This is a genomic window from Streptomyces sp. FXJ1.172, from assembly GCF_001636945.3.
Classification (GTDB): domain Bacteria; phylum Actinomycetota; class Actinomycetes; order Streptomycetales; family Streptomycetaceae; genus Streptomyces.
This window is the reverse complement of sequence record NZ_CP119133.2, coordinates 3644695-3667993: the sequence shown is the minus strand read 5'-3', so window position 1 is coordinate 3667993 and position 23299 is coordinate 3644695. Positions and strand designations below refer to the sequence as shown.

The 23299-nt window shown below is 68.8% G+C and carries 16 protein-coding genes; 7 read left to right on the top strand and 9 right to left on the bottom strand.

The genetic code is table 11. The features are described 5' to 3' along the window. Positions 1 to 6 precede the first annotated feature (6 nt). From mctP to A6P39_RS16120, 4 genes are all read right to left on the bottom strand, one after another. Positions 7 to 1623: a monocarboxylate uptake permease MctP gene (gene mctP / locus A6P39_RS16135; protein WP_067051678.1), complete on the bottom strand. Its 1617-nt coding sequence runs from the start codon at positions 1621 to 1623 to the stop codon at positions 7 to 9. After that, complete coding sequence (locus tag A6P39_RS16130; RefSeq protein ID WP_079133617.1) at positions 1620 to 1883, bottom strand: DUF3311 domain-containing protein; 264 nt, start codon at positions 1881 to 1883, stop codon at positions 1620 to 1622. The genes mctP and A6P39_RS16130 overlap by 4 nt, the downstream gene beginning before the upstream one ends. Positions 1884 to 2025: 142 nt before the next feature. Further along, entirely contained in the window at positions 2026 to 3024 is a 999-nt protein-coding gene (locus A6P39_RS16125; protein WP_199840918.1) for a polyprenyl synthetase family protein, read from the bottom strand. Between the two features lie 47 nt (positions 3025 to 3071). Next, on the bottom strand, positions 3072 to 4361 hold the full coding sequence (locus tag A6P39_RS16120) for an MFS transporter (RefSeq protein ID WP_067051685.1): 1290 nt from the start codon (positions 4359 to 4361) through the stop codon (positions 3072 to 3074). Between the two features lie 276 nt (positions 4362 to 4637). Between A6P39_RS16120 and A6P39_RS16115 the strand changes: the two genes are divergently transcribed. The 7 genes from A6P39_RS16115 (at position 4638) to A6P39_RS16085 (ending at position 18202) form a co-directional block, all read left to right on the top strand. Beyond that, on the top strand, positions 4638 to 9071 hold the full coding sequence (locus A6P39_RS16115) for an amino acid adenylation domain-containing protein (RefSeq protein ID WP_275883861.1): 4434 nt from the start codon (positions 4638 to 4640) through the stop codon (positions 9069 to 9071). Between the two features lie 29 nt (positions 9072 to 9100). Then, a complete protein-coding gene (locus tag A6P39_RS16110) occupies positions 9101 to 10420 on the top strand; it encodes a carbamoyltransferase C-terminal domain-containing protein (protein ID WP_067056166.1) in 1320 nt (439 codons plus the stop codon). Further along, entirely contained in the window at positions 10410 to 10532 is a 123-nt protein-coding gene (locus tag A6P39_RS16105) for a hypothetical protein (protein ID WP_267893397.1), read from the top strand. The genes A6P39_RS16110 and A6P39_RS16105 overlap by 11 nt, the downstream gene beginning before the upstream one ends. Positions 10533 to 10593: 61 nt before the next feature. Next, positions 10594 to 11682, top strand: coding sequence for an amidinotransferase (locus tag A6P39_RS16100; protein ID WP_067056169.1), 1089 nt, complete (start codon positions 10594 to 10596; stop codon positions 11680 to 11682). After that, positions 11672 to 12427 carry a thioesterase II family protein gene (locus A6P39_RS16095; protein WP_067056171.1) on the top strand — a complete coding sequence of 252 codons (756 nt, stop codon included), beginning with the start codon at positions 11672 to 11674 and terminating at the stop codon, positions 12425 to 12427. Before A6P39_RS16100 ends, A6P39_RS16095 begins: the two co-directional genes overlap by 11 nt. 41 nt (positions 12428 to 12468) lie before the next feature. Continuing rightward, positions 12469 to 17412: a non-ribosomal peptide synthetase gene (locus tag A6P39_RS16090; protein ID WP_275883860.1), complete on the top strand. Its 4944-nt coding sequence runs from the start codon at positions 12469 to 12471 to the stop codon at positions 17410 to 17412. Positions 17413 to 17467: 55 nt separating this feature from the next. After that, the gene (locus A6P39_RS16085; protein WP_079133812.1) at positions 17468 to 18202 is read left to right on the top strand and encodes a hypothetical protein; all 735 of its coding nucleotides are present in this window, start codon (positions 17468 to 17470) and stop codon (positions 18200 to 18202) included. 71 nt (positions 18203 to 18273) lie between these two features. Here the strand turns inward: A6P39_RS16085 and A6P39_RS16080 are convergent, their stop codons facing one another. From A6P39_RS16080 to A6P39_RS16060, 5 genes are read right to left on the bottom strand one after another with little or no spacing between them, the layout of a single operon-like run. Continuing rightward, complete coding sequence (locus A6P39_RS16080) at positions 18274 to 19296, bottom strand: SAM-dependent methyltransferase (RefSeq protein ID WP_067055530.1); 1023 nt, start codon at positions 19294 to 19296, stop codon at positions 18274 to 18276. A 41-nt stretch (positions 19297 to 19337) separates the two neighbouring features. Further along, positions 19338 to 20330 carry a TauD/TfdA family dioxygenase gene (locus A6P39_RS16075; RefSeq protein ID WP_067055533.1) on the bottom strand — a complete coding sequence of 331 codons (993 nt, stop codon included), beginning with the start codon at positions 20328 to 20330 and terminating at the stop codon, positions 19338 to 19340. Positions 20331 to 20343: 13 nt separating this feature from the next. Next, complete coding sequence (locus tag A6P39_RS16070; RefSeq protein ID WP_159396201.1) at positions 20344 to 21174, bottom strand: DUF6071 family protein; 831 nt, start codon at positions 21172 to 21174, stop codon at positions 20344 to 20346. Positions 21175 to 21202: 28 nt separating this feature from the next. Beyond that, positions 21203 to 21400 (bottom strand): MbtH family protein, encoded by a 198-nt coding sequence (locus tag A6P39_RS16065; RefSeq protein ID WP_067055539.1) that lies wholly within the window; start codon positions 21398 to 21400, stop codon positions 21203 to 21205. A gap of 3 nt (positions 21401 to 21403) precedes the next feature. Continuing rightward, complete coding sequence (locus tag A6P39_RS16060) at positions 21404 to 23215, bottom strand: non-ribosomal peptide synthetase (protein WP_067055542.1); 1812 nt, start codon at positions 23213 to 23215, stop codon at positions 21404 to 21406. Positions 23216 to 23299 lie beyond the last annotated feature (84 nt).

Here is a 23299-nt window from a genome sequence, read left to right as displayed (position 1 = left end):
CGCGGCTCAGAGCACGGCGCCTGCCAGTTCCGTCTCGACCCCCGGCTCTCCCGCGTCCGCCGTGTAGTCCTCCGGCTTGGTCTCGTCCACGCCCTCGGGGGCCTTCAGGGCCTTGAGGACGAGGGTGAGGACCACCGTGACGGCCACGTTCAGGACGAACGCCGTGAAGCCGATGTAGCCGATCTCACCGATGCCCGGGATCTCCTTCGCCGAGCCGCCGAAGTGCTTCTGGGTCGGGGAGGCGACGCCGTACGCGGCGATCGTGCCGTAGAGCATGCCGACCGCCCAGCCGGCGAGCAGCGCCCAGCGGTGGAACCAGCGGGTGAACAGGCCGCCGACGAGCGCCGGGAAGGTCTGCAGGATCCAGATGCCGCCGAGGAGCTGGAAGTTGATCGCGACCGTCTTGTCCATGGTGAGGACGAAGGCCAGGGCGCCGACCTTCACCAGCAGCGAGACGATCTTGGAGACCTGGGCCTCCTGCTTCGGTGTGGCGTCCGGCTTGATGAAGTCCTTGTAGATGTTGCGGGTGAACAGGTTCGCCGCCGCGATCGACATGATGGCCGCCGGGACAAGCGCGCCGATGCCGATCGCCGCGAAGGCCACGCCCGCGAACCAGTCCGGGAACATGTCCTCGAACAGCTGGGGGATCGCCAGCTGGCCGTTCTTGACCTTGACCCCGGCCGCGATCGCCATGAAGCCCAGCAGGGCCAGCAGGCCGAGCATCAGGGAGTACAGCGGCAGGATCGTGGTGTTGCGGCGGATCACGTCACGGCTCTTGGACGACAGGGTCGCGGTGATCGAGTGCGGGTACATGAACAGGGCCAGGGCGGAGCCGAGGGCCAGGGTGGCGTACGTCCACTGGCCCGCCTGCGGCGGTGCGAGCGCGCCGCGCGGCTTGCCGGTGGCGGGGTTGACCTGGCTGAACGCGTGGCCCGCCTTGGCGAAGATGTCGTCGAAGCCGCCCAGCTTGACCGGGATGTAGATGATCGCCACCGCGATGACGATGTAGATCAGGGCGTCCTTGACGAACGCGATCAGGGCGGGCGCGCGCAGGCCGGAGGAGTAGGTGTAGGCCGCCAGCACACCGAAGGCGATCAGCAGGGGCAGGTCCTTCACGAACCAGTTGGTGTTGTCCCCGCCGCCGACGCCCATCACATCCAGCACCGCCTGGATGCCGACGAGTTGGAGCGCGATGTAGGGCATCGTCGCGAGGATGCCGGTCAGCGCCACCGCCAGCGACAGGCCCTTCGAGCCGAACCGGCCGCGCACGAAGTCGGAGGTGGTGACATAGCCGTGGCGGTGGCTCACCGACCACAGGCGGGGCAGGAAGGTGAAGATCAGCGGGTACACGAGGATCGTGTACGGCACCGCGAAGAAGCCGGACGCGCCCGCCGCGTAGACCGCCGCCGGTACGGCGACGAAGGTGTACGCCGTGTACAGGTCACCGCCGAGCAGGAACCAGGTGATCCAGGTGCCGAACGACCGTCCGCCCAGGCCCCATTCGTCCAGCGAGTGCTCGTTCTCGGCCTTGCGCCAGCGGGCGGCGAGGAAGCCCATGACCGTGACGGCCAGGAAGAAGAAGATGAAGACGCCGAGCGCGACGCCGTTGACCCCGTTCTTCACCTCGCCTCACCGCCCTTCCGGCCGGCGCGGGTGCGCTGGTCGCGCTGCCACAGCTGGTACGCCGTCATGGTGAGTGCGGTGGAGATCAGCACCCACAGCATCTGGTACCAGTAGAAGAACGGGATCCCGATGAACGCGGGGTCCGTCTTGGCGTACGAGCCGACCCACAGCATCGCCACGAAGGGCGCGACGAGACACAGGCCGATGATCACGCGGACCGGTGTCACCACCGGTGGTCTCACTTCTGGCGTATCGGACATGCCACGGCTCCGTCCCCTCGCTGATCACCTGGGTCATGCGATCACCTGTGTAATGCGCAGGCAATCTAGGTGACGGACGACCTCAGTGGAAGACCTCGTCCGGATTCCGGATCGCCGGTTCTCCCCCTGGGCGGCGGCGGGTTCAGAGGGTCTTCGTCACCACGAAGTCGCAGAGCGCCTCGAACACGTCGCGCGCCGGGGAGCTGGGCAGATCCCGGATCTCCCGCCGTGCGATGTTCGCCCACTTCTGCACCTCCGCGCGCGCCATGTCGATCGCCGGGTGCTCCTGGAGCAGACTCAGCGCCTCGGCGTGCAGGGCGGGGTCGGTCAACTGGCCGGAGCGGAGCAGCTCCACGAGCCGCTGGTCCGAGGGCAGCGACGAACGCAGCACGTAGATCATCGGCAGGGTGGGGACGCCCTCGCGCAGGTCGGCACCCGGGGGTTTGCCGCTCTCGCCGGCCGCGCTCGTGACGTCGAGCACGTCGTCCGAGAGCTGGTAGGCGACGCCCCAGGCCTCACAGGCCCGTCCGATGCGTACGGTGACGTCGCCGGGCGCGCCGGCGAGCATGCTGCCGAGTTCGCCGGAGGCGGAGAAGAGGGAGGCCGTCTTGTCGCTGAGGACGCCGATGTGGTGGTTGAGCCGGTCGGAGTCGGACTGCGGCCCGGCCGTCTCGGCGGACTGCCCCTCGCAGAGCCGCATGAAGGTCCTCGCGTGCAGCTCGATCGCGGACTGGCCCAGTTCGGCGATGAGCTGGGACGCGCGGGCGAAGAGGAAGTCCCCCGTCAGCACGGCGACCGAGGAACCCCACAGGGCGTGCGCGCTCGGCACTCCGCGCCGGATGGTGGCCTCGTCCATGATGTCGTCGTGGTACAGCGTGCCGATATGGGTGAGTTCCATCGAAACGGCCGCCGACAGTATGGGCCCGAGGTCGGGCTCGCTCCCGAACTGGGCGCCGAGGAGCACCAGAAAAGGCCGCAGCCGCTTTCCGCCGGCACTGATCAGATGACGCGCCGACGTGGCCAGCAGTTCGTTTTCCGTCGCCACTGCCGCGAGCAGGTGCTCCTCGACCTGTTCCATGTTCTGGGTGAGCTTTTCCGCCAACCCCGCATCGGCGACTTCCACGGGCAATGCACGGGCCACGCAATTCTCCACATGTCGGCAAGCAGTGACGCATCGTCGGGACGTACTTAATCATCAGCCGTGCGGGGGCGTCCAGCTTCGGCCGGTTCCTCCGTGGGTGCACCGGACCCGGCTTGCTCCGGCGGGCCCGCGGGACGTCTGCGCAGCCCTCTCACTTCGGGAATCAGGGCCCCCACGGCGCCCAGCAGCACGACCAGAATGCCGCTGGAAGCCAGGACCGCAGGGGCGCCGAACGCGCCCGCCAGCCCGCCGGCGGCGGCGGTTCCGACCGGGCTCAGCGAGTAATTCCCGAGGGCGTCGTACGCGGAGATCCGGGACAGCTCCTGCGGCGGGATCTCCTGCTGCAGGGCGACGGCCCAGCTGACTTCGAACACTTCGAGACACCCGCCCGCCACGAATGAAAGCGCGCCGACGACCGGCACCGGCACCGGAAAGGCGAGGGCGAGGAACAGCGGGGTGAGCGCGGAAAAGGACAGAACGCCCGTCAGGAGTATCCGGCTCGGCCGGAATCTGAGCATCACCAGTCCGCCCGCGACCGCACCGGCGCCGTAGGCGGCCACGACGAGGCCCCAGCCGGCGGAACCGCCCAGATACAGATGGGCGGCCAGCGGACCGAGCACGCTGACCAGGGCCGAGCTGATCGTGGTCACGACCGCGGACAGGGCCACCGTCACCCACAGCCAGCGGCGGGAGACGAACGTGCGCCAGCCGTCGCGCAGTTCGGCGAGGAAGTCGGTCCTCCTGGTCCGCGGCACCCCCGTGAAGTTCATCCGGAACCGCAGGGCGCCGGCGATCGCGAAGCTCGCGGCGTTGATGGCGAGGCCGGTGCCCGCGCCCCAGAACGCGACAAGGGTGCCGCCGACCGCGGCACCGCCGATCGACGCGGTGTTGCGGCACACCCGGTCCACCGCCACCGCCTGCTGGCGGTGCTCGGAGGGCACCGTGTGGGGAAGCAGTCCCTGCGCGGCCGGGTAACTGACGGCCACACCGATGCCGCTGAGCGCGGACAGCGCGGCCAGCTGCCAGATGTGGGCGTGACCGCTGATCACCAGGGTGGCCGTGGTTCCCTCGGTGGCCGCCTGGAGCACGTTCGCCGCGACGAGGACCCGGTGGCGCGGCCAGCGGTCGGCGATGACACCGCCGATGAGCAAGAACGCGACCAGAGGCAGGAGTTTGGCAGTCGCGACCAGACCGATGTCGCCTGCGGAACCGCCGACGTCCAGGATTGCGAACGGCATCGCCACGGTCGCGATGGAGGACCCTGTGACGGATATGGAATTGCAGGAGACGAGCAGCCGGAAGTTACGGCCCCGCAGCGGGCCTCGCAAGATGGACATGTCATGAAACCTGCACTTACTCGTCTCCCTCGGGCCGGGACCCGTGCAATTCTTCCGCGAAGACATTTCCGGGCCCGAAGGGGCGCGTGAAGACCGTGGGGTGATCTTGATCACGGTTTATCTTCATGCGGTCGCCGAGCGCTGCCCTTTCCTTCTGCCGCCACGCCTCATCCGTCACGTCAAGCACTGTCGTGACACGATTCCCGCTGCTAAGGTCCCCGACTTGACCAGCAGTTCAGTGAACGGGCACCTCAACAGGCGCACGGGGGACACAAGTTGAACGCGGAATTCCGCAAGGCTGCGCTGTCGTACGGGCAGCGGCGGTTGTGGTTGGCGGATCAGGTGGAGCCGGGGAGTCTGGCGTACAGCACGCCGTTTGTTCTTCGGTTGCGGGGTCGGGTGCGTCCTGAGGTGGTGGGGGCGTGTCTGAGTGAGATTGTGCGTCGGCATGAGGTGTTGCGGACGACGTTTGCGGTGGAGGGTGGTGTGCCGGTTCAGGTGGTGGGTGTGCCTTTTGAGGTGGATGTGCCGGTGGTGGATTGTCGTGGTGGGGGTGTGGGGGCGGTGGATGCGGCGGTGCGGGGTGAGTTGTCGGTGCCGTTCGATCTGGCGCGGGGTCCGTTGTTGCGGGCTCGGTTGATTGTGGCGGGGGTGGATGAGTGGGTGTTGGTGCTGAATATGCATCACATTGTGGTGGACGGTTGGTCGGTGGGGGTTTTGCAGGATGAGTTGTTGGCGTTGTATCCGGTGTTGTGCCGGGGTGATGATGTTTCGTTGAGTGGGTTGGCGGAGTTGCCGTTGCAGTATGCGGATTTTGCTGGGTGGCAGCTGGGTGAGCTGACGGCGGAGCGGCGTGGGGTGTTGGAGTCGTTCTGGTGTGAGCGGCTTGCGGGTGCGCCGGCGTATATGCGGTTGCCGTATGACCGGTTGCCGTCGGTGGCGGGTGGTTGGGAGGGGGATGTTTTTGGTTTTGGGTTGGATGCGGGTGTGGTGGCGGGGGTGCGGGCTTTTGCTCGTGCTGAGGGGTGTACGCCGTTCATGGTGTTGTTGGCGGCGTACAAGGTGTTGTTGTGGCGGTTGACGGGTGAGACGGATGTGGTGGTGGCGACTCCGGTGGCGGGGCGGGGGCATGCGTCGTTGGAGGGGTTGATCGGGTTTTTCGTCAACAATGTGGTGTTGCGGACGGATCTTGGTGGGGGTGTGGGTTTTCGTGAGGTGGTGCGGCGGGTGCGGGAGACCGTGCTGGACGCGCAGGATCACCAGGACCTTCCCTTCGACCTCCTGGTCGCGGCCACCCGGCCGCCCCGGCTTCCCGGCCGCACCCCGTATCTGCAGACCTCCCTCGTCCACCAGCCCGAGCCGGTCACCGAGTACCGGCTCGGCGACCTGGTGGCGACCCCGACCCAGGCGCCGCTGACCGGAGCCCCCCTCGACCTGACCCTCTCCGTCTTCGAGGGAAGCGGCATCGACATCCAGGTCAACTACCGCAGCGATCTCTTCGACGCCGACACGATCAAGTCGATCAGCGAGCAGTTCGTCGAGGTCCTGCGACGCGGCATCGAGGACGACACCGCGGTGCAGGCCGGGGCGGGCCGGGACGGCGGACCGGCCTCGACCCTCACCGGACCGGACCAGCCGGCCTTCCTGAACCTCTCCGTCACCGAGGCGCTGGCCCGCGTCGTCCGCCGTGCCCCACAGGCGGTCGCGGTCCAGAGCGAGGGCGTCGCCCTGTCGTACGCCGCGCTCGACGCGGCCGCCGAGGAGGTGAGCGCCGCTTTGCGCGCCGCCGGTGTCGGACCGGGGGACGTCGTGGGGCTGGCCTTGGAGCCCGGTGTCGCCATGGTGGTGACCCTGGTCGCCGTGGTCCGGACCGGCGCGGCCTACATGTGCCTGGACACCACGGCGCCTGCGGAACGCAACACCTGGCTGCTCCAGGACGCCGGCTGCTGCGTCCTCGTGTCCCACGCCGGCACCGGCACCCCGCACTCCTGGACGGACCTGCGCTGCGCACGGCTCGCCGCCGCGCAGGGACCGTGGCGCGGCGGCACGGAACTCCCCGAGGCCGAGCGGCCCGCCTACGTCGTCCACACCTCGGGTTCCACGGGGCAGCCCAAGGGCGTCGTGGTCGTCCAGGAAGCGGTGTGCAACTGGTCCCTCGGCATGGGCGAGGCCATGGGCGTCGACGCCACCACCAACATCGCCCAGCTCGCCTCCCCGTCCTTCGACGTCATGTCCGCGGAAGTGTGGATGGCACTGCTGAACGGGGCGCGCCTCAGCGTCGTCCCCCGGCACGAGCGACGCGGTGCGAGCGTGACGGTCGAGGCCCTGCGCCGCGAGGGTGTCACCCTCTACATGGGCACGCCCGGCCCGCTCACCGTGATCGACCCCGCCGACGTACCCCTGATCGACACACTGGTCCTGGGCGGTGACGCCCTGTCCGACAGCCTGCTCAAGACCTGGCTGCCGCAGGCGGCCGTCGGCCAGGTCTACGGGGCCAGCGAGGGCACCATGTCCACGACGGTCGGCATCCTGGACGCCGGCTCACCGGCGAACCGCACGGGCCGGCCCCTGCCCAACACGTCCATCCACCTCCTGACGGACTCCCTGGAGCCGGTGCCCGCCGGTGAAGTGGGGGAGATCTTCATCGGCGGCGTCGGCGTCGGCCAGGAGTACCTCGGGCGACCCGCCCTGACGGCGGAGAAGTTCCTGCCCGACCCCTTCGGCCGCGGGCCGGGCGCCCGGCTGTACCGCACCGGTGACCTGGGACGCATCACGCCCGACGGCCAGCTGGAGTTCGTCGGACGCCTGGACGACATGCTGAAGATCCGCGGCGTACGGGTCGAGCCCGCCGAGGTCGAGGCGGCCATCGGCGCCCTGGCCGGCGTGTCCGCCTGCGCGGTGGCCGCGGAGAAGAACGCGCTGGGGGACACCCTGCTGCGCGCCTACGTGATCCCGGCCGACGGGGCCGTCGACGAGACGACGCTGCGCTCGCTGGCGAGAACCGTCCTTCCGGACAGCATGATCCCGCACTCCTTCGTGTGCCTGGACTCCTTCCCGCTGACCACGAACGGCAAGATCGACCGCGCCGCGCTGCTCAAGACCGTGCCCGCGCACACGCAGGGCGCCGGCCGGGACGTGGTGTCCGAGGTGACCCGTATCGTCCTCGACACCTGGGAAGAGGTCCTCGGCCAGGGGCCGGTCACCCCGTCCGGCAACTTCTTCGAACTCGGCGGTGACTCCATGGGAGTCACCCGCGTCATCGCCAGGCTGGAACGCTCCTTCGGCGTCCGGATCGAATTCTCCGCGTTCCTGCGCAATCCGACGGTCCGCCAGCTCGTGCGGCACATCGAGGACCTGCGCGGGGTGCCGGCCGCGAGCGGACCCACCCGCAGGGAGCCGGGCCGCACCAGGGTCGCGTTGTCGTACGGGCAGCGGCGGTTGTGGTTGGCGGATCAGGTGGAGCCGGGGAGTCTGGCGTACAGCACGCCGTTTGTTCTTCGGTTGCGGGGTCGGGTGCGTCCTGAGGTGGTGGGGGCGTGTCTGAGTGAGATTGTGCGTCGGCATGAGGTGTTGCGGACGACGTTTGCGGTGGAGGGTGGTGTGCCGGTTCAGGTGGTGGGTGTGCCTTTTGAGGTGGATGTGCCGGTGGTGGATTGTCGTGGTGGGGGTGTGGGGGCGGTGGATGCGGCGGTGCGGGGTGAGTTGTCGGTGCCGTTCGATCTGGCGCGGGGTCCGTTGTTGCGGGCTCGGTTGATTGTGGCGGGGGTGGATGAGTGGGTGTTGGTGCTGAATATGCATCACATTGTGGTGGACGGTTGGTCGGTGGGGGTTTTGCAGGATGAGTTGTTGGCGTTGTATCCGGTGTTGTGCCGGGGTGATGATGTTTCGTTGAGTGGGTTGGCGGAGTTGCCGTTGCAGTATGCGGATTTTGCTGGGTGGCAGGTGGGTGAGCTGACGGCGGAGCGGCGTGGGGTGTTGGAGTCGTTCTGGTGTGAGCGGCTTGCGGGTGCGCCGGCGTATATGCGGTTGCCGTATGACCGGTTGCCGTCGGTGGCGGGTGGTTGGGAGGGGGATGTTTTTGGTTTTGGGTTGGATGCGGGTGTGGTGGCGGGGGTGCGGGCTTTTGCTCGTGCTGAGGGGTGTACGCCGTTCATGGTGTTGTTGGCGGCGTACAAGGTGTTGTTGTGGCGGTTGACGGGTGAGACGGATGTGGTGGTGGCGACTCCGGTGGCGGGGCGGGGGCATGCGTCGTTGGAGGGGTTGATCGGGTTTTTCGTCAACAATGTGGTGTTGCGGACGGATCTTGGTGGGGGTGTGGGTTTTCGTGAGGTGGTGCGGCGGGTGCGGGAGACCGTGCTGGACGCGCAGGATCACCAGGACCTTCCCTTCGACCTCCTGGTCGCGGCCACCCGGCCCCGCCGCCGCCCCGGCCGCACCCCCTATACGGAGGCCTGGTTCGGCTTCGAGCAGGAGCAGCCGGGCGAACGCATGATGGGCGACGTGGCGGTGTCGACGGCGCCGTTCACCGGGGAACGCGACAGCGTGCGGCACGACTTCACCCTCGATGTGATCGTGCGCGGTGACGTCATGGAAGCCACCCTCTCGTGCCGCGACGGCATGTATTCCCGTGCGGAGATGCGTGAAATGGCGGACCTCTGGCGAGAGATCCTGACCGCGGGCATCGGCATCGGCCATCCGGACCGAAAGTAGTGAACTGACCGCTGACTGGGGGAAATTTAGTGGCACTGATCGCGGGGTATTCCGAAGGATTTCACGATGCCGCGCTGTGTCTCCTGGACGACACGAAGATCGTCCATGCTTCGCACAGCGAGCGCTACTCCAGAGTGAAGGGGGACCGCTGGCTCCACCGGACGCAACTGGACATGATGGCCAAGGCCGACACGGTCGCGTACTACGAGCGGCCCTGGCTCAAGGCCACGCGGCGTCTCTACTCGGGCCAGAAGCTCGCCAGGCGCCGGAATTCCTACGACGTCAGCTTTGCGCATCACGAGAGCCACGCGGCGGCCGGCTACTACACGGCTCCCTTCGACGACTGCAACATCCTGGTGATCGACGCCATCGGGGAATGGGACACGATCTCCATCTGGGACAACATGAAGAAGGTCCGCAGCTGGAGGTACCCCTACTCGCTCGGGCTGCTCTATTCGGCCATCACCAAGCGGGTCGGTCTCAAGCCCAATTCCGATGAATACATCACCATGGGCATGGCCGCCTACGGAGAGCCGGTCCACGACCTGAGCCCGCTGCTCGAGGAGAACCTCCACCTCGGCTGCGACGATCTGTATCCCGACGCCCGCAACGAGGACCTGGCCGCCTCGGTGCAGAAGCTCTTCGAGGAGAAGCTGCTCGAGCTGGTGGCCATGTGTCCGAAGGAGAACCTGGTTCTCATGGGCGGCTGTGCCCTGAACTGCGTGGCCAACTCCCGTATCCAGGGCAAGAACATCTGGATCATGCCCAATCCGGGCGACGCCGGCAGCGCACTCGGCGCCGCCGCCCTGGTGCGCAAGGCCAAGCTGCAGTGGGCGGACCCGTACCTCGGCACCGAACTGCCCCGGGCGAACCCCTCGGACATCGTCCGCGAACTGCTCAAGAACAAGGTGTGCGGCGTCGCTTCCGAGCGGGCGGAATTCGGCCCGCGTGCCCTCGGCAATCGCAGCCTGCTCGCCGACTGCCGGTACGAGGTCAAGGACACGGTGAACAAGATCAAGCGGCGGCAGCTCTTCCGCCCGTTCGCCCCGGCAATCCTCGAGGAATACGCGCACAAATACTTCGAGGGTCCCATGAACGAGTACATGCAGTTCACCAGCAGAGCCCTGCACGACTACTCCAGCGTGACGCACGTCGACGGCACGGCCCGCGTGCAGGTGGTCAAGAAGAACTGCTCCTCGGTCCTGCGTGCGGTTCTGGAGGAATGGTACGAGGCCACCGGGGTCCCGATGCTGTTGAACACCTCTCTCAACATCAAGGACGAGCCGATGGTCGACACCGCCCACGACGCTCGCATGTTCACACAGAAATACGGGGTCAATGTCTACTAGAAACGGATTCCTGGCCAAGCTGGGCTGGCCGATTCGCTCCCTGAAGCGCTACCTGAGTTTCCGGCGGCGGGCCAAGCGCCTGTCGAAGAAGGACGCGTACATCTATGACTGAACGGGACGAGTCCGTACGCGTCGCAGGGCAGTTACACCGACCGATAGGGGAGAACGTGCAGATGCGGAACGCCGGGCAGGAGTACGGGGGCAGCCAGGTCCGCTCGTACACCGAATGGGACCCGCTGGAAGAGGTCGTCGTCGGCATCGTGGACGACGCCCGGTTCCCGGAATGGCATCAGTCGCTGGAGCCGGTGCTCCCGGCCCAGCAGCACGAGACGTTCCGCCGCAACGCGGGCCAGGAGTTCCCCCGGGAGATCCTCAAGGCGGCCCACGCGGAGCTGGAGGAACTCGTCCGGATCCTGGAAGGGGAAGGCGTCACCGTCCGCCGCCCCGAGGTGATCCCGCAGAGCCGGGTGTACTCGACCGGCGCCTGGGCCACCACCGGCATGTACGCCGCCATGCCCCGCGACACCATCCTGGTCGTGGGCGACAAGATCATCGAGTGCCCCATGGCCTGGCGCTCGCGCTACTACGAGAACCTCGCCTACCGGCCCCTGATCAAGGAGTACTTCCGCAACGGGGCCAACTGGATCGCCGGTCCCAAGCCGGAGCTGACGGACGAGCTGTACGACCTCGACTGGACGGAGCCGGCCGAGGGCGAGCCGACCCGCCTGGTCGTGACGGAGTTCGAACCGACCTTCGACGCCGCCGACTTCCTGCGCTTCGGCCGCGACATCATCGGACAGAAGAGCAACGTCACCAACGAGTTCGGCATCGAATGGCTGCGCCGGACGCTCGGTGACGAGTACCGGCTGCACATCCTGGAGTTCGACGACTCCCACCCCATGCACATCGACGCCACCCTCGCCCCCCTGGCACCGGGCAAGCTGCTCATCAACCCGGAACGCGTGAGCGAGGTCCCGAAGATGTTCCGGAACTGGGAGGTGCGGACCGCTCCCGCGCCCGTCATCCCGGACGCGCACCCGCTCTACATGACGAGCAAGTGGATCAACATGAACGTCCTGATGATCGACGAGGAGCGCGTCGTCGTGGAGGCCCAGGACGAGCCGATGATCGAGTTCTTCAAGAACTGGGGCTTCACCCCCATCCCCTGCAACTTCCGCAACTTCAACAGCTTCGGCGGCTCCTTCCACTGCGCCACGCTGGACGTCCGCAGGAACGGCTCTCTCGAGACGTATGTCGACTGACCCACTGCTCAAGAACCTGCTTCCGGACCGGCAGGTCTCCCTGTGCACCGTCGTCTGCTTCCCCTATGCCGGCGGCGGTGCCCGGGTGTTCCGGGACTGGCCGCGTCGGCTGTCACCGCTGGTCAGCCTGTACGCGGTACAGCTGCCCGGCCGGGAGGAACGCCGGTCGCAGGCTCCGGTCCACGACGCCGAGCGCGTGGTCGCCGACCTGTGCTCGGCCATCGAGCCGCTCCGCGAGGAGAAGGTCGTCCTGTTCGGCCACAGCCTCGGCGCCGTACTGGCCGCACGAGTGGCGCAGGAACTCTTCGCCGACCGGAGCGCGGCGGACGCGCTGCTCGTGGTGTCCGGCCGCCGCTCCCCCTGGAGCGGGCCACGGACGCCGTCGGCACGCGGACTGACCGACGAGGAACTCGTCGAGGCCTTCCGGGCCGGAGGCGGGGAGCGGGCACAGCTGGCCGCCGACCCCGACTTCGCACGGCTCATGCTGCCGGCCCTGAAGGCCGACCTGCAGCTGGCGGACGCGGCGTCCCGCATCCGTGAACGCAGCATGTCGATACCGGTGATCGGCCTCTACGGCACACACGACACCGGTACGCCCCTGCACTACGTCCGCCCCTGGTCACGCGTGACGACGGGCGGCTTCCGCACCGTCGAGATCGACGGTGACCACTACTTCGCAGAGACCCGGGCCGCAGATGTCGTGGCCGTGGTCGACGCGGCGGCACGCAGCCTGACCGGGCTGTGAACGATTCCGATGCCTTGCACTGACGGGGAAGGTGTACCGACGTGACGTCCGTTCCGATCAAGTCGTTCCTTGACACTCCTGACGCCGAGGGGGTGACGGTGCCGGCTCTGTTCGCGGAGCAGGTGGTGCGGACGCCTGATGCGGTGGCGTTGGTGGTGGGTGAGCGGTGTTGGTCGTACCGGGAGCTGGATGTGTTGGCGGGGGTGGTGGCTGGGCGTCTGGTGGGGCTCGGGGTGGGGCCTGGGGATGTGGTGGGGGTGTGTTCGGAGCGGTTGTGGGAGATGGTGGCGGGTCTGCTGGGGGTGTTGCGGGCGGGGGCGGCGTATGTGCCGTTGGATCTGTCGTATCCGGTGGAGCGGTTGGCGTTCATGCTGGGTGACAGTGGTGCGGGTGTGGTGGTGGCGGGTGCGGGGGTGCCTGCGGAGGTGGTGGGTGACCGGGTGGTGGTGGGGCTGTCGCCGGAGGGGGCGGTGGCCGTGGCGGGTGTGGACGGGGTGGGGCCCGCGGCTGCGGAGGATCTGGCGTATGTGATCTACACGTCGGGTTCCACGGGTCGTCCCAAGGGCGTCGAGATCACCCACGCCAACCTGACCGCGATGCTGCGCGAACTGCGTCCCTGCCTGGGGGCCCAGGTACTCCTGCTCGCCTCCTTGTCGTTCGACGCCTCCTGGCGCGCGGTGGGCATCCTGCTCACCGGCGGGACCCTGCACATGCTGGAGGACCGCAAGGACCTCCACGCCGCTTCCCGGCATCTGCGCGAGCACGCGGTCGACTCCCTGAGCTGCACCCCCTCGCAGCTGGCGGCACTCCTTGCCGTCGGCCCCCTGCCCACCCCGATGCGCCTCATGGCCGGCGGCGAGCCCTTCCCGGCCGACCTGTGGCAGCGCGTGGCCGCCCTGCCCGACGTCGTCGCCTTCAATCTTTACGGGCCGACGGAGTGCACGGTGGATGCGACGGTGGCACGGGTGTCGGGTGTGCGGCCGGTGATCGGGCGGGCGTTGGGTGGGGTGCGGGTGTATGTGCTGGACGGGGACGGGGTGCCTGTTCCGGTGGGGGTTGCGGGGGAGTTGTTCGTCGGTGGTGCGGGGGTGGGGCGGGGGTATCGGGATCGTCCGGGGCTGACGGCGGAGCGGTTTGTGCCGGATCCGTTCGGTGGGGTGGGGGAGCGGTTGTACCGGACGGGGGATGTGGTGCGGTTCCGGGAGTCGGGGGAGTTGGAGTTCTTGGGGCGTGTGGATGATCAGGTGAAGATCCGGGGGTATCGGGTGGAGCCTGGTGAGGTCGAGGCGGTGCTGGGGGGTCTGCCGGGTGTGGGGCGTGCGGTGGTGGTGGCGCGGGGTGAGCGGTCGCAGGAGCGGCGGCTTGTGGGGTATGTGGTGGCGGAGTCTGGGGTGGGGGTGGTGGGTTCGGTGTTGCGTGAGCGGTTGGCGCGGGTGTTGCCGGATTTCATGGTGCCGTCGGCGGTGGTGGTGCTGGAGGAGTTGCCGGTGGGTCCGGGTGGGAAGTTGGACCGGGCGGCGTTGCCGGAGCCGGAGGTGGGCCGGGTGGCGGCGGGGGAGGGGTTCGTGGCGCCGGGGAGTGGGACGGAGGAGGTGATCGCGGGTGTCTGGTCGGAGTTGCTGGGTGTGTCGCCGGTGGGGGTGAACGACGACTTCTTCGAGCTGGGCGGGCACTCGATGCTGGCCATCCAGGTCATCTCCCGGATCAACGAGGCCCTCGGCACCGACATCAACCTGCGCGTGGTCTTCGACAACCCCACCGTGGGCGAGTTCGCGCGGCACCTGGACGGCCTCCGTGACGTCACCGGCCCCGCCCCGGCCCTGCGGCCCGTCCCCCGGACCGGCCGGATGCCGCTGTCCTACGCACAGCAGCGGCTCTGGTTCCTGGACCGGCTGATTCCGGACAACCCCTTCTACAACGTGCCCGACGCCGTCCGGATGCGCGGCCCGCTGGACCTCGACGCCCTCACCAGAGCGCTGAACACCGTGCTCGTCCGGCACGAGGTCCTGCGCAGCACCCTGCACGAGGAGGGCGGCCTGTCCTGGCAGGCGATCGCCGTACCCGCACGGGTGGAACTGCCGGTGACCGACCTGTCCGCCGAAGCCGACCCCGAGTCCGCGGCCCGCCGCCTGGTCGCGGAGGAGGCACGCGCACCGTTCAACCTCTCGCGCGGGCCGCTGCTGCGGGCCGGAGTGCTGCGGCTGGGCGCACAGGACCATGTGCTGTGGGTGACCATGCACCACGTCGTCGCCGACGCCTGGTCCCGGCTCGTCCTGATGCGCGAGCTGAGCGCCCTGTACGGCGCCTACGCCCAGAACACCGAGGCCGACCTGCCCGAACTGGCCGTGCAGTACGCCGACTTCGCCGTCTGGCAGCGACAGCTGAGCGAGGCGGGCGGCCTCGCCGCACAGGCCGAGTACTGGCGCCGGACGCTCGCGGAGGTGCCCGAGGTGCTGGAGCTGCCGCTGGACCGGCCCCGGCCCGTCGTGCCGTCGTACCGCGGAGCCTCCTGGGAGTTCGACGTCCCGGGGGAGGTGGTGAGCGGGCTGCGCCGGCTGGGTCAGGCGCGGGGCGCGACCCTCTTCATGGTCGCGCTGGCCGCGTTCCAGTCCGTCCTGTCCCGGTTCGCCGGCACCCGCGACGTGGTGGTCGGAGCGCCCATAGCCGGCCGGACCCGGCCCGAACTCGAGTCCCTCATCGGCTTCTTCGTGAACACGCTCGTCATGCGCACCGACTGCTCGGGCGACCCCCGCTTCAGCGAACTCCTGGACCGCGTACGGGAGACGGCACTCGGCGCCTACGCCCATCAGGACCTGCCGTTCGACCAGCTGGTCGAGGAACTCGCGCCGGCCCGCGACCTGAGCCGCAACCCGCTCGTCCAGGTGATGTTCCAGCTCAACGAGGTCCCCCCACCGGTCCTGGAGATGCCGGGCGTCCGGGTGGACTCCTTCGCGCCGACGGACGAGGTGACCCGGTTCGACCTGTCCATGTTCCTGATCGAGTCCGGCGAGGGACTCGCGGGCCAGGTCGTCTACGCGGCCGAACTCTTCGACCAGGCAACGATCGAACGGCTCGCCCAGGCCTTCCTGCGCGTCCTTGCGGCCGTGGCCCAGGACGCGTCCGCCCGGCTGTCCTCCCTGCCCGTCCTGGCCGAGGACGAACGGCACCGGCTGCTCACGGAATGGAACACCAGCGCCCACGAGACACCGCGCGGCGTGACGGTGCCGGCTCTGTTCGCGGAGCAGGTGGTGCGGACGCCTGATGCGGTGGCGTTGGTGGTGGGTGAGCGGTGTTGGTCGTACCGGGAGCTGGATGTGTTGGCGGGGGTGGTGGCTGGGCGTCTGGTGGGGCTCGGGGTGGGGCCTGGGGATGTGGTGGGGGTGTGTTCGGAGCGGTTGTGGGAGATGGTGGCGGGTCTGCTGGGGGTGTTGCGGGCGGGGGCGGCGTATGTGCCGTTGGATCTGTCGTATCCGGTGGAGCGGTTGGCGTTCATGCTGGGTGACAGTGGTGCGGGTGTGGTGGTGGCGGGTGCGGGGGTGCCTGCGGAGGTGGTGGGTGACCGGGTGGTGGTGGGGCTGTCGCCGGAGGGGGCGGTGGCCGTGGCGGGTGTGGACGGGGTGGGGCCCGCGGCTGCGGAGGATCTGGCGTATGTGATCTACACGTCGGGTTCCACGGGTCGTCCCAAGGGCGTCGAGATCACCCACGCCGCGCTGGCCAACCTGCGGGCCGCGCTCCACGAGGAGCTGGACCGCGACGGGCTGCTCGAGCCCGGCCTGCAGGGTCTGCTGCTCTCGCCGCTGTCGTTCGACTCCTCCGTGAAGCAGCTGCTGCTCATGTGCGAGGGCGTCACCCTGCACGGCCTCGACGAGGCGACACGGCGCGACCCCGCGGCAGTGGTCGCCTACCTGCGGCAGCACCGCATCGACGAGTTCGGCTGTACGCCCACGATGCTGCGCGCGCTGATCGACGCGGGCCTGTTCGGCGAGGACCACACCCCCGCCTTCAGCCTGATCGGCGGTGAGGCCATCTCCCCGGAGCTGTGGCTGCTGCTCTCCAAGCTCGGTGCCCGGCACGGTCACAGCGCCTTCAATCTGTACGGGCCGACGGAGTGCACGGTGGATGCGACGGTGGCGCGGGTGTCGGGTGTGCGGCCGGTGATCGGGCGGGCGTTGGGTGGGGTGCGGGTGTATGTGCTGGACGGGGACGGGGTGCCTGTTCCGGTGGGGGTTGCGGGGGAGTTGTTCATTGGTGGTGCGGGGGTGGGGCGGGGGTATCGGGATCGTCCGGGGCTGACGGCGGAGCGGTTTGTGCCGGATCCGTTCGGTGGGGTGGGGGAGCGGTTGTACCGGACGGGGGATGTGGTGCGGTTCCGGGAGTCGGGGGAGTTGGAGTTCTTGGGGCGTGTGGATGATCAGGTGAAGATCCGGGGGTATCGGGTGGAGCCTGGTGAGGTCGAGGCGGTGCTGGGGGGTCTGCCGGGTGTGGGGCGTGCGGTGGTGGTGGCGCGGGGTGAGCGGTCGCAGGAGCGGCGGCTTGTGGGGTATGTGGTGGCGGAGTCTGGGGTGGGGGTGGTGGGTTCGGTGTTGCGTGAGCGGTTGGCGCGGGTGTTGCCGGATTTCATGGTGCCGTCGGCGGTGGTGGTGCTGGAGGAGTTGCCGGTGGGTCCGGGTGGGAAGTTGGACCGGGCGGCGTTGCCGGAGCCGGAGGTGGGCCGGGTGGAGGCGGGGGAGGGGTTCGTGGCGCCGGGGAGTGGGACGGAGGAGGTGATCGCGGGTGTCTGGTCGGAGTTGCTGGGTGTGTCGCCGGTGGGGGTGAACGACGACTTCTTCGAGCTGGGCGGGCACTCGATGCTGGCCATCCAGGTCATCTCCCGGATCAACGAGGCCCTCGGCACCGACATCAACCTGCAGGTGCTGTTCGACACCCCGACCATCACCGCACTGGCGAAGCACGTACACAGCACGTCCGGCGACGGGAACGCCTGACTCCTGGGCGCTTGAGGCTACGACGAGGGAGCACCGGAACATCGTGATCGAGGGCATGCGGATAACGACGCTGGCCGAGCGTCCGGACCTGATGGCACGGGTCGAGGCGCTGAAGGGCAACTGGCCGGAGTTCATGCGGCACGAGCCGATCGGTGAGCGCTTCTACATCGACGCTCAGCAGGACTACCCGGACTACACCCTGGTCGCGCTGTCGGCCGACGGCCAGGTGCTCGCACGGGGGCACTGCGTGCCCATCGGCCTGCAGGAGGTGCCGCCGGCCGGCCTGCCCGACACCGGCTGGGACGGCGCGGTGCGCCAGGCCCATCTCGCACGGCTGGCCGGATACAAGGGCGACGCGGTGTGCGGTCTGGAGGTCATGGTCCGCGAGGAACTGCGCGGCGGCGGAGTGGGCACCGAGATGCTCCGGGCCATGCACCGCCTGACGGAACAGAAGGGCTTCAGGCACTTCGTCGCACCCGTCAGGCCCCCGGGCAAGGCCGAGGCACCGAACGTGCCGATGAGCGAGTACGCGCGGAGGGTCAGGAACGGACTTCCCGAGGACCCGCTCCTGCGCGCGCACGTCAGACTCGGGGCGGACATCGTCGCCGTGGCCCCCGCGTCGATGATCGTCGTGGGTTCCCTCGACGAGTGGCGGGAATGGACCGGACTTCCCTTCGACACGGAGGGCCCGACGATCGTCCCGGGCGCCCTGACCCCGGTGCAGAACAATCTGCGGCATGACTCGGCGGTGTACGTCGAGCCCAATGTGTGGGTGCACCGGGCCTTCTGAGAACCCCGTGTGCGGGGCGGGCCCCCGGCGCGGTTCGCGCCGGGGGCCCGCCCCATGTCACCGCGCCGAGGTCACTGCGCCGGCACGGGCGCCAGCTCGAAGAGGTAGCCGTTGGGCGGTGTCGTGGTCGGGCGGACCGTCCTGCACTCCCATCCGCCCTCGGTGAAGGCCTTCTGCCACTGGTCGTACGTGGGCAGATAGTCCCCCATGAGGGCGTGTACGGATTCGAACCCGAGCGTGAAGATGGTGGTGCCGGGGCCGGGCAGCTCGGTCGTGCGGACGACGTCGCAGATGAAGAGACGCTCGGCCGAGGGGAACGCCGAGCGCAGCCGGCGCAGGGTGTTCACGCAGCTGTCGTAGGGCCAGAAGTCGTGCCCCATGAAGACGCAGGTGACCGTGTCCACGTCCGCGAACTCGGGCAGCGGCTCGAGCGCGAGCACATCGCCCTGCAGCACGGTGATGCGTTCGGCGAGGCCGGCCTCCGCAACGGATTCGGTGGCCAGCTCGACCGCCGCCTCGGACATGTCCACCCCGACACCGCGCATGCCCGGGTGGTTGCCGCCGATGCGGATCAGCCGCTGCCCGGAGCCGCAGCCCAGGTCGGCGACCTTCTTCAGCGGCAGGTCGCGGAGCAGGGAGTCGAAGAGGTTCTCGACCTCCTCCTCGCCGATCAGGCGGGAGCCGATGGCCACCGCCCGCATGTCCCGGTGGTAGAAGGAGCCTTGCCGGTCCTCCTCGTGGGTCACGTCCGGCGCGATGCTGAACAGCTCGCCGCACCCCTTGACCAGCCAGTAGAAGTAGCCGCGGGCGGCATACGCGTCGTCGAAGAGCGCCCCGGGCGTCACGGAGCCGTCGTCCTTCATCTCGACGATCCGCGCCCAGTGCAGCGCGCGGTAGACCTGGCGCAGCACATTCCGGTCCAGCCGGCCGTCATGGTCCTCGAGAGCGACCCGGCCCTTCTCGGACAGCTGGTCCAGCAGGCCGAGCTGGTACGCGGTGGACATCGCCGCGGTGGCGACGTACGACGAGAACAGGTCCGCTGCGGGACCGCGGGTCCACTCGACAGCGGGCGGGGTACCGATCCGCGAAGACATGGGGTCCGACCCTTCGGTTGTGTCTGGATACGGCACGGAACTCATGCGTGCGCGGAGAGCGGCTCGGTCATGCCGACGATGATCTGCCGTGGCGGCTTGAACGACTCGCGGCCGTGGGCCACGAGCATGTTGTCCAGCACGAGGATGTCGCCCGCCTGCCACGGCACCGCGACCTTCTCCGCCAGATAGGCGGCGCGCAGTTCTTCCACGACCTCGGGTTCGATGTCCGCCCCGTCGCCGTAGTACGTGTTGTTGGGGAGCCGGTCCTTGCCCATGGACATCAGGGCCTTCACGATCCCGGGATCGAAGAGCTGCACATTGAAGAACACCAGGTGGTTGAACCAGGTGGTCTCGCCCGTGACCGGATGCCGCCGGCTCACCTCCCTGACCTGCCGGGTGGTCAGCGTGTCCCCCTCGCCCCAGCTGAAGCTGATGCCGTTCGCGTCGCAGTACGCCTCGACCTCGGCGCGATCAGCGGTCTGGAACGCCTCGCGCCAGCTCAGCCCCAGCCGGCCGCCGAAATGGCGCACGTAGCAGTACTTCCGCTCCTCCAGCCTGCGCCGGGTCTCCTCGGAGATGCGCCGGTACACCTTGCGGCAGTCGGCGATCGGCGTGGCACCGCCCGCGCCGGGCTCCTGCACACAGTGGAAGAAGATCAGCTGCGGCCAGTTCAGGTTGTACGACTGCTCGTTGTGCAGGAAGATCTCCTGCGCCGCGGGATGGTCGGTCGAGGTGTAGACCTTGTCACCGACCTCGTGGCGGGGGGACGACCGCTCCACGTAGTCCAGTGGCTCTGCGGACAGCGCCGTCATCAGCTCGCGGAACGTCGCGGGCGTGACGTCCGCGAAGCCGCGGAACAGGATGCCGCCGTACCGGCGCAGCCGCTGCCGGATGTCCGGCCGGTGCGCGGCGACCAGTTCGATCAGGTCGGTGTCGGCGGTGCGGGGCTTGAGGACGAGAGGCAGCTGCCGGCCGGGGGCCGCCCACTCCTCTATTACGTTCGGCAGATCCGCCGGCTCGGTCATTTCCGGCATGCTCACAGGCCTCCTAAAGGGTTCCGTTCGCCTTCAGCTCCGAGTGCAGCAGCGTCGCCCACTGCTGGTGGGCCTCGGAGAGAGGGTGCTGCTGGGTGGCGCGCGGGCAGCCCGAGCGGACCAGCCACTCCTCGAATGTGTGGCCCTCGCGGTAACTCATCTCACCGTTGCCCATGGCATGGACGGACCGGTGCACACCGGGTTTGACGAACTGCAGCAGATGCTGCGTCAGCAGGGAGAACCTGTTGATCGGTTCGGCGTTCGTCGCAAGTGCCTCGTGGAAATGGTGGCGCACCCCGAGTGAGGACAGGAAGAAATGCAGATTGAGGATCTGATGGACGTGGGTGACCGTGGCCTGTTCCTCGGTGAAAAGGTGCCGGTAATACAGCTTGTTGGCCTTCAGCGCGTTCCGGTCGGCACCGTGCTTCTTCGTGGACAGGTTGGTCTTCATCAGCAGCCAGCCGTCGTCGAACGGCGCGTCCGACCTGACGTCCACCCCGGGCATGCTCTCGAAACGCTCGGTCCGCACCAGGTCGGTGAACCCGACACAGACGAGGAGTTCGTCGGCCGGACCTCCCGCGGCGAGATAACCGGCGACGTAGTCGTACGTCATCCGCACCGCGCGGGCGTTGGAGCCGCCGCTGCGCCCGGCGTTGACGACCGTCTCGGTGCCCACCAGCCGGCCCAGATGCGCGGGCCAGGCCTTCTTGTTGCGGTAGGCGCGCACCTTGTGCTGCGTGTGGATGTCCGTGCTGTGCCCGGCGAGGCGCAGCTGCTCGTCCTCCTCTTCCAGTTCCTTTCCCTCGGTGAAACTGCAGCCGTTGGCATACAGCGTCCGAATCACGTCCACCTCCCCCTCGTGGATGCCGTGGTCACCGGCTCCGCAGACTCAGCGGCCGCATATCGGTCCACGTGCGTTCGATGTGGTCCAGGCATTCCGTCTTCGTGCCGCGGACATCAAGGGCCCGCCAGCCCTCCGGAACGTCCCGGTGGGCGGGCCAGACCGAGTACTGCTCCTCTGCGTTCACCACGACCACGTGCTCTGTGGCGTCTTCCGCGGAATTCTCCATTGGTCAGTCTCCTTGGGATTCGGTGCTGCGGAGCTTGGTGATCAGTTCTTCGAGCGCGGGGACCGTGCGGTGGTCCAGGATGTCCCGCAGGCGCAGTTCCACGCCGAAGGCCTCGTTGATGCGGGCCGCGAGACGCATGCCGGACAGCGAGTTCCCGCCGAGGGCGAGGAAGTCGTCCTCGGGGCCGCAGCTGTCGATCCCGAGCACCTGCACCCACAGGTCCCGCAGGTCGGCGCCGACGCCGGAGGCGGACGCGGAGGCGGAGGCGGGCGGCTCGGCAGGGCGTGGCCGCGGATGCCTGGCCATCAGCGCGGTGACGTCGGTCTTCCCATTGGGCAGCACCGGCAGCCGGTCGAGCACCTCCAGAGTGCCCGGCACCATGAAGTCCGTGAGCCGGCTCTCCAGGAACGCCGAGATGTCCGCCGTACCGTCCTGGTCGTCGACGAGTTCCAGGAAGGCGACGAGCCCGGTCAGGCCCGACGGTTCGGTGCGCGGGACGACACAGGCCCTGCGCACCCGGGGGTGCAGCCCGAGAGCGGACTCCACCTCCCCGGGGTTGACCCTGAACCCCCGGACCTTGGCCTGCCGGTCCACCCGGCCCACGTAGTGCAGCAGGCCCGACGGATCCTGCCGGACCAGGTCCCCCGTGCGGTACAGGCGCCCGGTGCCGTGCGGATCCGGGACGAAGGCCCTGGCGGTCGCCCGGGGATCATCCCAGTATCCGCGCGCCACACCGGGCCCGCCGATGCACAACTCCCCCGCCTCGCCGACGGGCACGGCCGTCATGTCCTCGTCCAGCACGGCCACGACGACGCTCGGGCAGGGCAGGCCCAGCGGCATGCCGGCGACCCCCTCCACCGGCCGTTTCCTGTCGTCCAGATGGACGGTCGAGGTCACACAGGTCTCGGTGAGCCCGTAGCAGTTCCACAGGTCCACGTCCTCGGCGACGCGCGCACGCCAGACGGCCATGTCGGCCGGGGAGGAGGCCTCGCCGCCGATCAGCACACTGCGGACGCACTTCGGAAGCCGCACCGATCCGCGGCTCAGCTCGAGGCAGATCTCATGCCAGTACGACGTCGGCAGGTACAGGTGGGAGACGGACTGCTCCGCCAGCTCCCGCAGGAAGTGCGGTACGCCGTAGTCGGCCTCGTCGGTGCGCATCAGCAGGGAGGCGCCCTTGCACAGCGGGAGGATGACCTCCTCGATGCTGGAGTCCCAGCCGAAGGCGCCGAAGTGCAGGGCCCGGTCGTCGGCGCCGAGCGCGTACGGCTCCGTCACGTTGGCCACGAGGTTCGCCAGTGCCCGGTGGTCGATCATCACGCCCTTGGCCGGCCCGCTGGAACCGCTGGTGTGCACGATGCAGGCCAGCTCGGCCCCTTGGGACGCGGCCGCGGGCGCCACGGCCGGGAGGGCGGCCGCACCGGAACTCTCCTCCACGTCGATGACGGGACACTCGCTCCAGGTCTGCCGGAGCCGCTCGGCGGCGGCCCGGTCCGTCAGCAGCGCGGCCGGGCGGACCCGGCCGAGGATCTGCGCCAGCCGCTCGGGCGGAGTGCCCTCCGACAGGGGCACATAGACGCAGTCGGCCCGCCATGTGGCGAGCATCGCGACGACCGCCCACTCGCTGCGCCCGGTGATCACCGCCACCGGACGCTCGGCACCCGGTCCGACGGCGGCGGACAGCTGCCCGGCCGCCGAGGCGACCAGGTCGTCGAGTTCGCGGTAGGTCAGCCAACGACCCGAGGAACCCAGGGCCTTGGCGTCGGGCCGCTCGTCCGCGTGCGCGGCTATGGCCAGGTGGACGCGCTCCAGCACACATACCCCCGTGAAAAGTTCGAACGAAGCGTCGCATCGGCAAGCCGGTCGTCGGCGAGCCGGTCAGCCGCGCCGGTGGTCGTC

Coding starts and splice junctions, on each gene's coding strand:
- A6P39_RS16130 (WP_079133617.1), bottom strand. CDS start 1,883: ATGTCCGATACGCCAGAAGTGAGACCACCGGTGGTGACACCGGTCCGC.
- A6P39_RS16120 (WP_067051685.1), bottom strand. CDS start 4,361: ATGTCCATCTTGCGAGGCCCGCTGCGGGGCCGTAACTTCCGGCTGCTC.
- A6P39_RS16105 (WP_267893397.1), top strand. CDS start 10,410: ATGTCTACTAGAAACGGATTCCTGGCCAAGCTGGGCTGGCCGATTCGC.
- A6P39_RS16100 (WP_067056169.1), top strand. CDS start 10,594: ATGCGGAACGCCGGGCAGGAGTACGGGGGCAGCCAGGTCCGCTCGTAC.
- A6P39_RS16095 (WP_067056171.1), top strand. CDS start 11,672: ATGTCGACTGACCCACTGCTCAAGAACCTGCTTCCGGACCGGCAGGTC.
- A6P39_RS16085 (WP_079133812.1), top strand. CDS start 17,468: ATGCGGATAACGACGCTGGCCGAGCGTCCGGACCTGATGGCACGGGTC.
- A6P39_RS16080 (WP_067055530.1), bottom strand. CDS start 19,296: ATGTCTTCGCGGATCGGTACCCCGCCCGCTGTCGAGTGGACCCGCGGT.
- A6P39_RS16075 (WP_067055533.1), bottom strand. CDS start 20,330: ATGCCGGAAATGACCGAGCCGGCGGATCTGCCGAACGTAATAGAGGAG.
- A6P39_RS16065 (WP_067055539.1), bottom strand. CDS start 21,400: ATGGAGAATTCCGCGGAAGACGCCACAGAGCACGTGGTCGTGGTGAAC.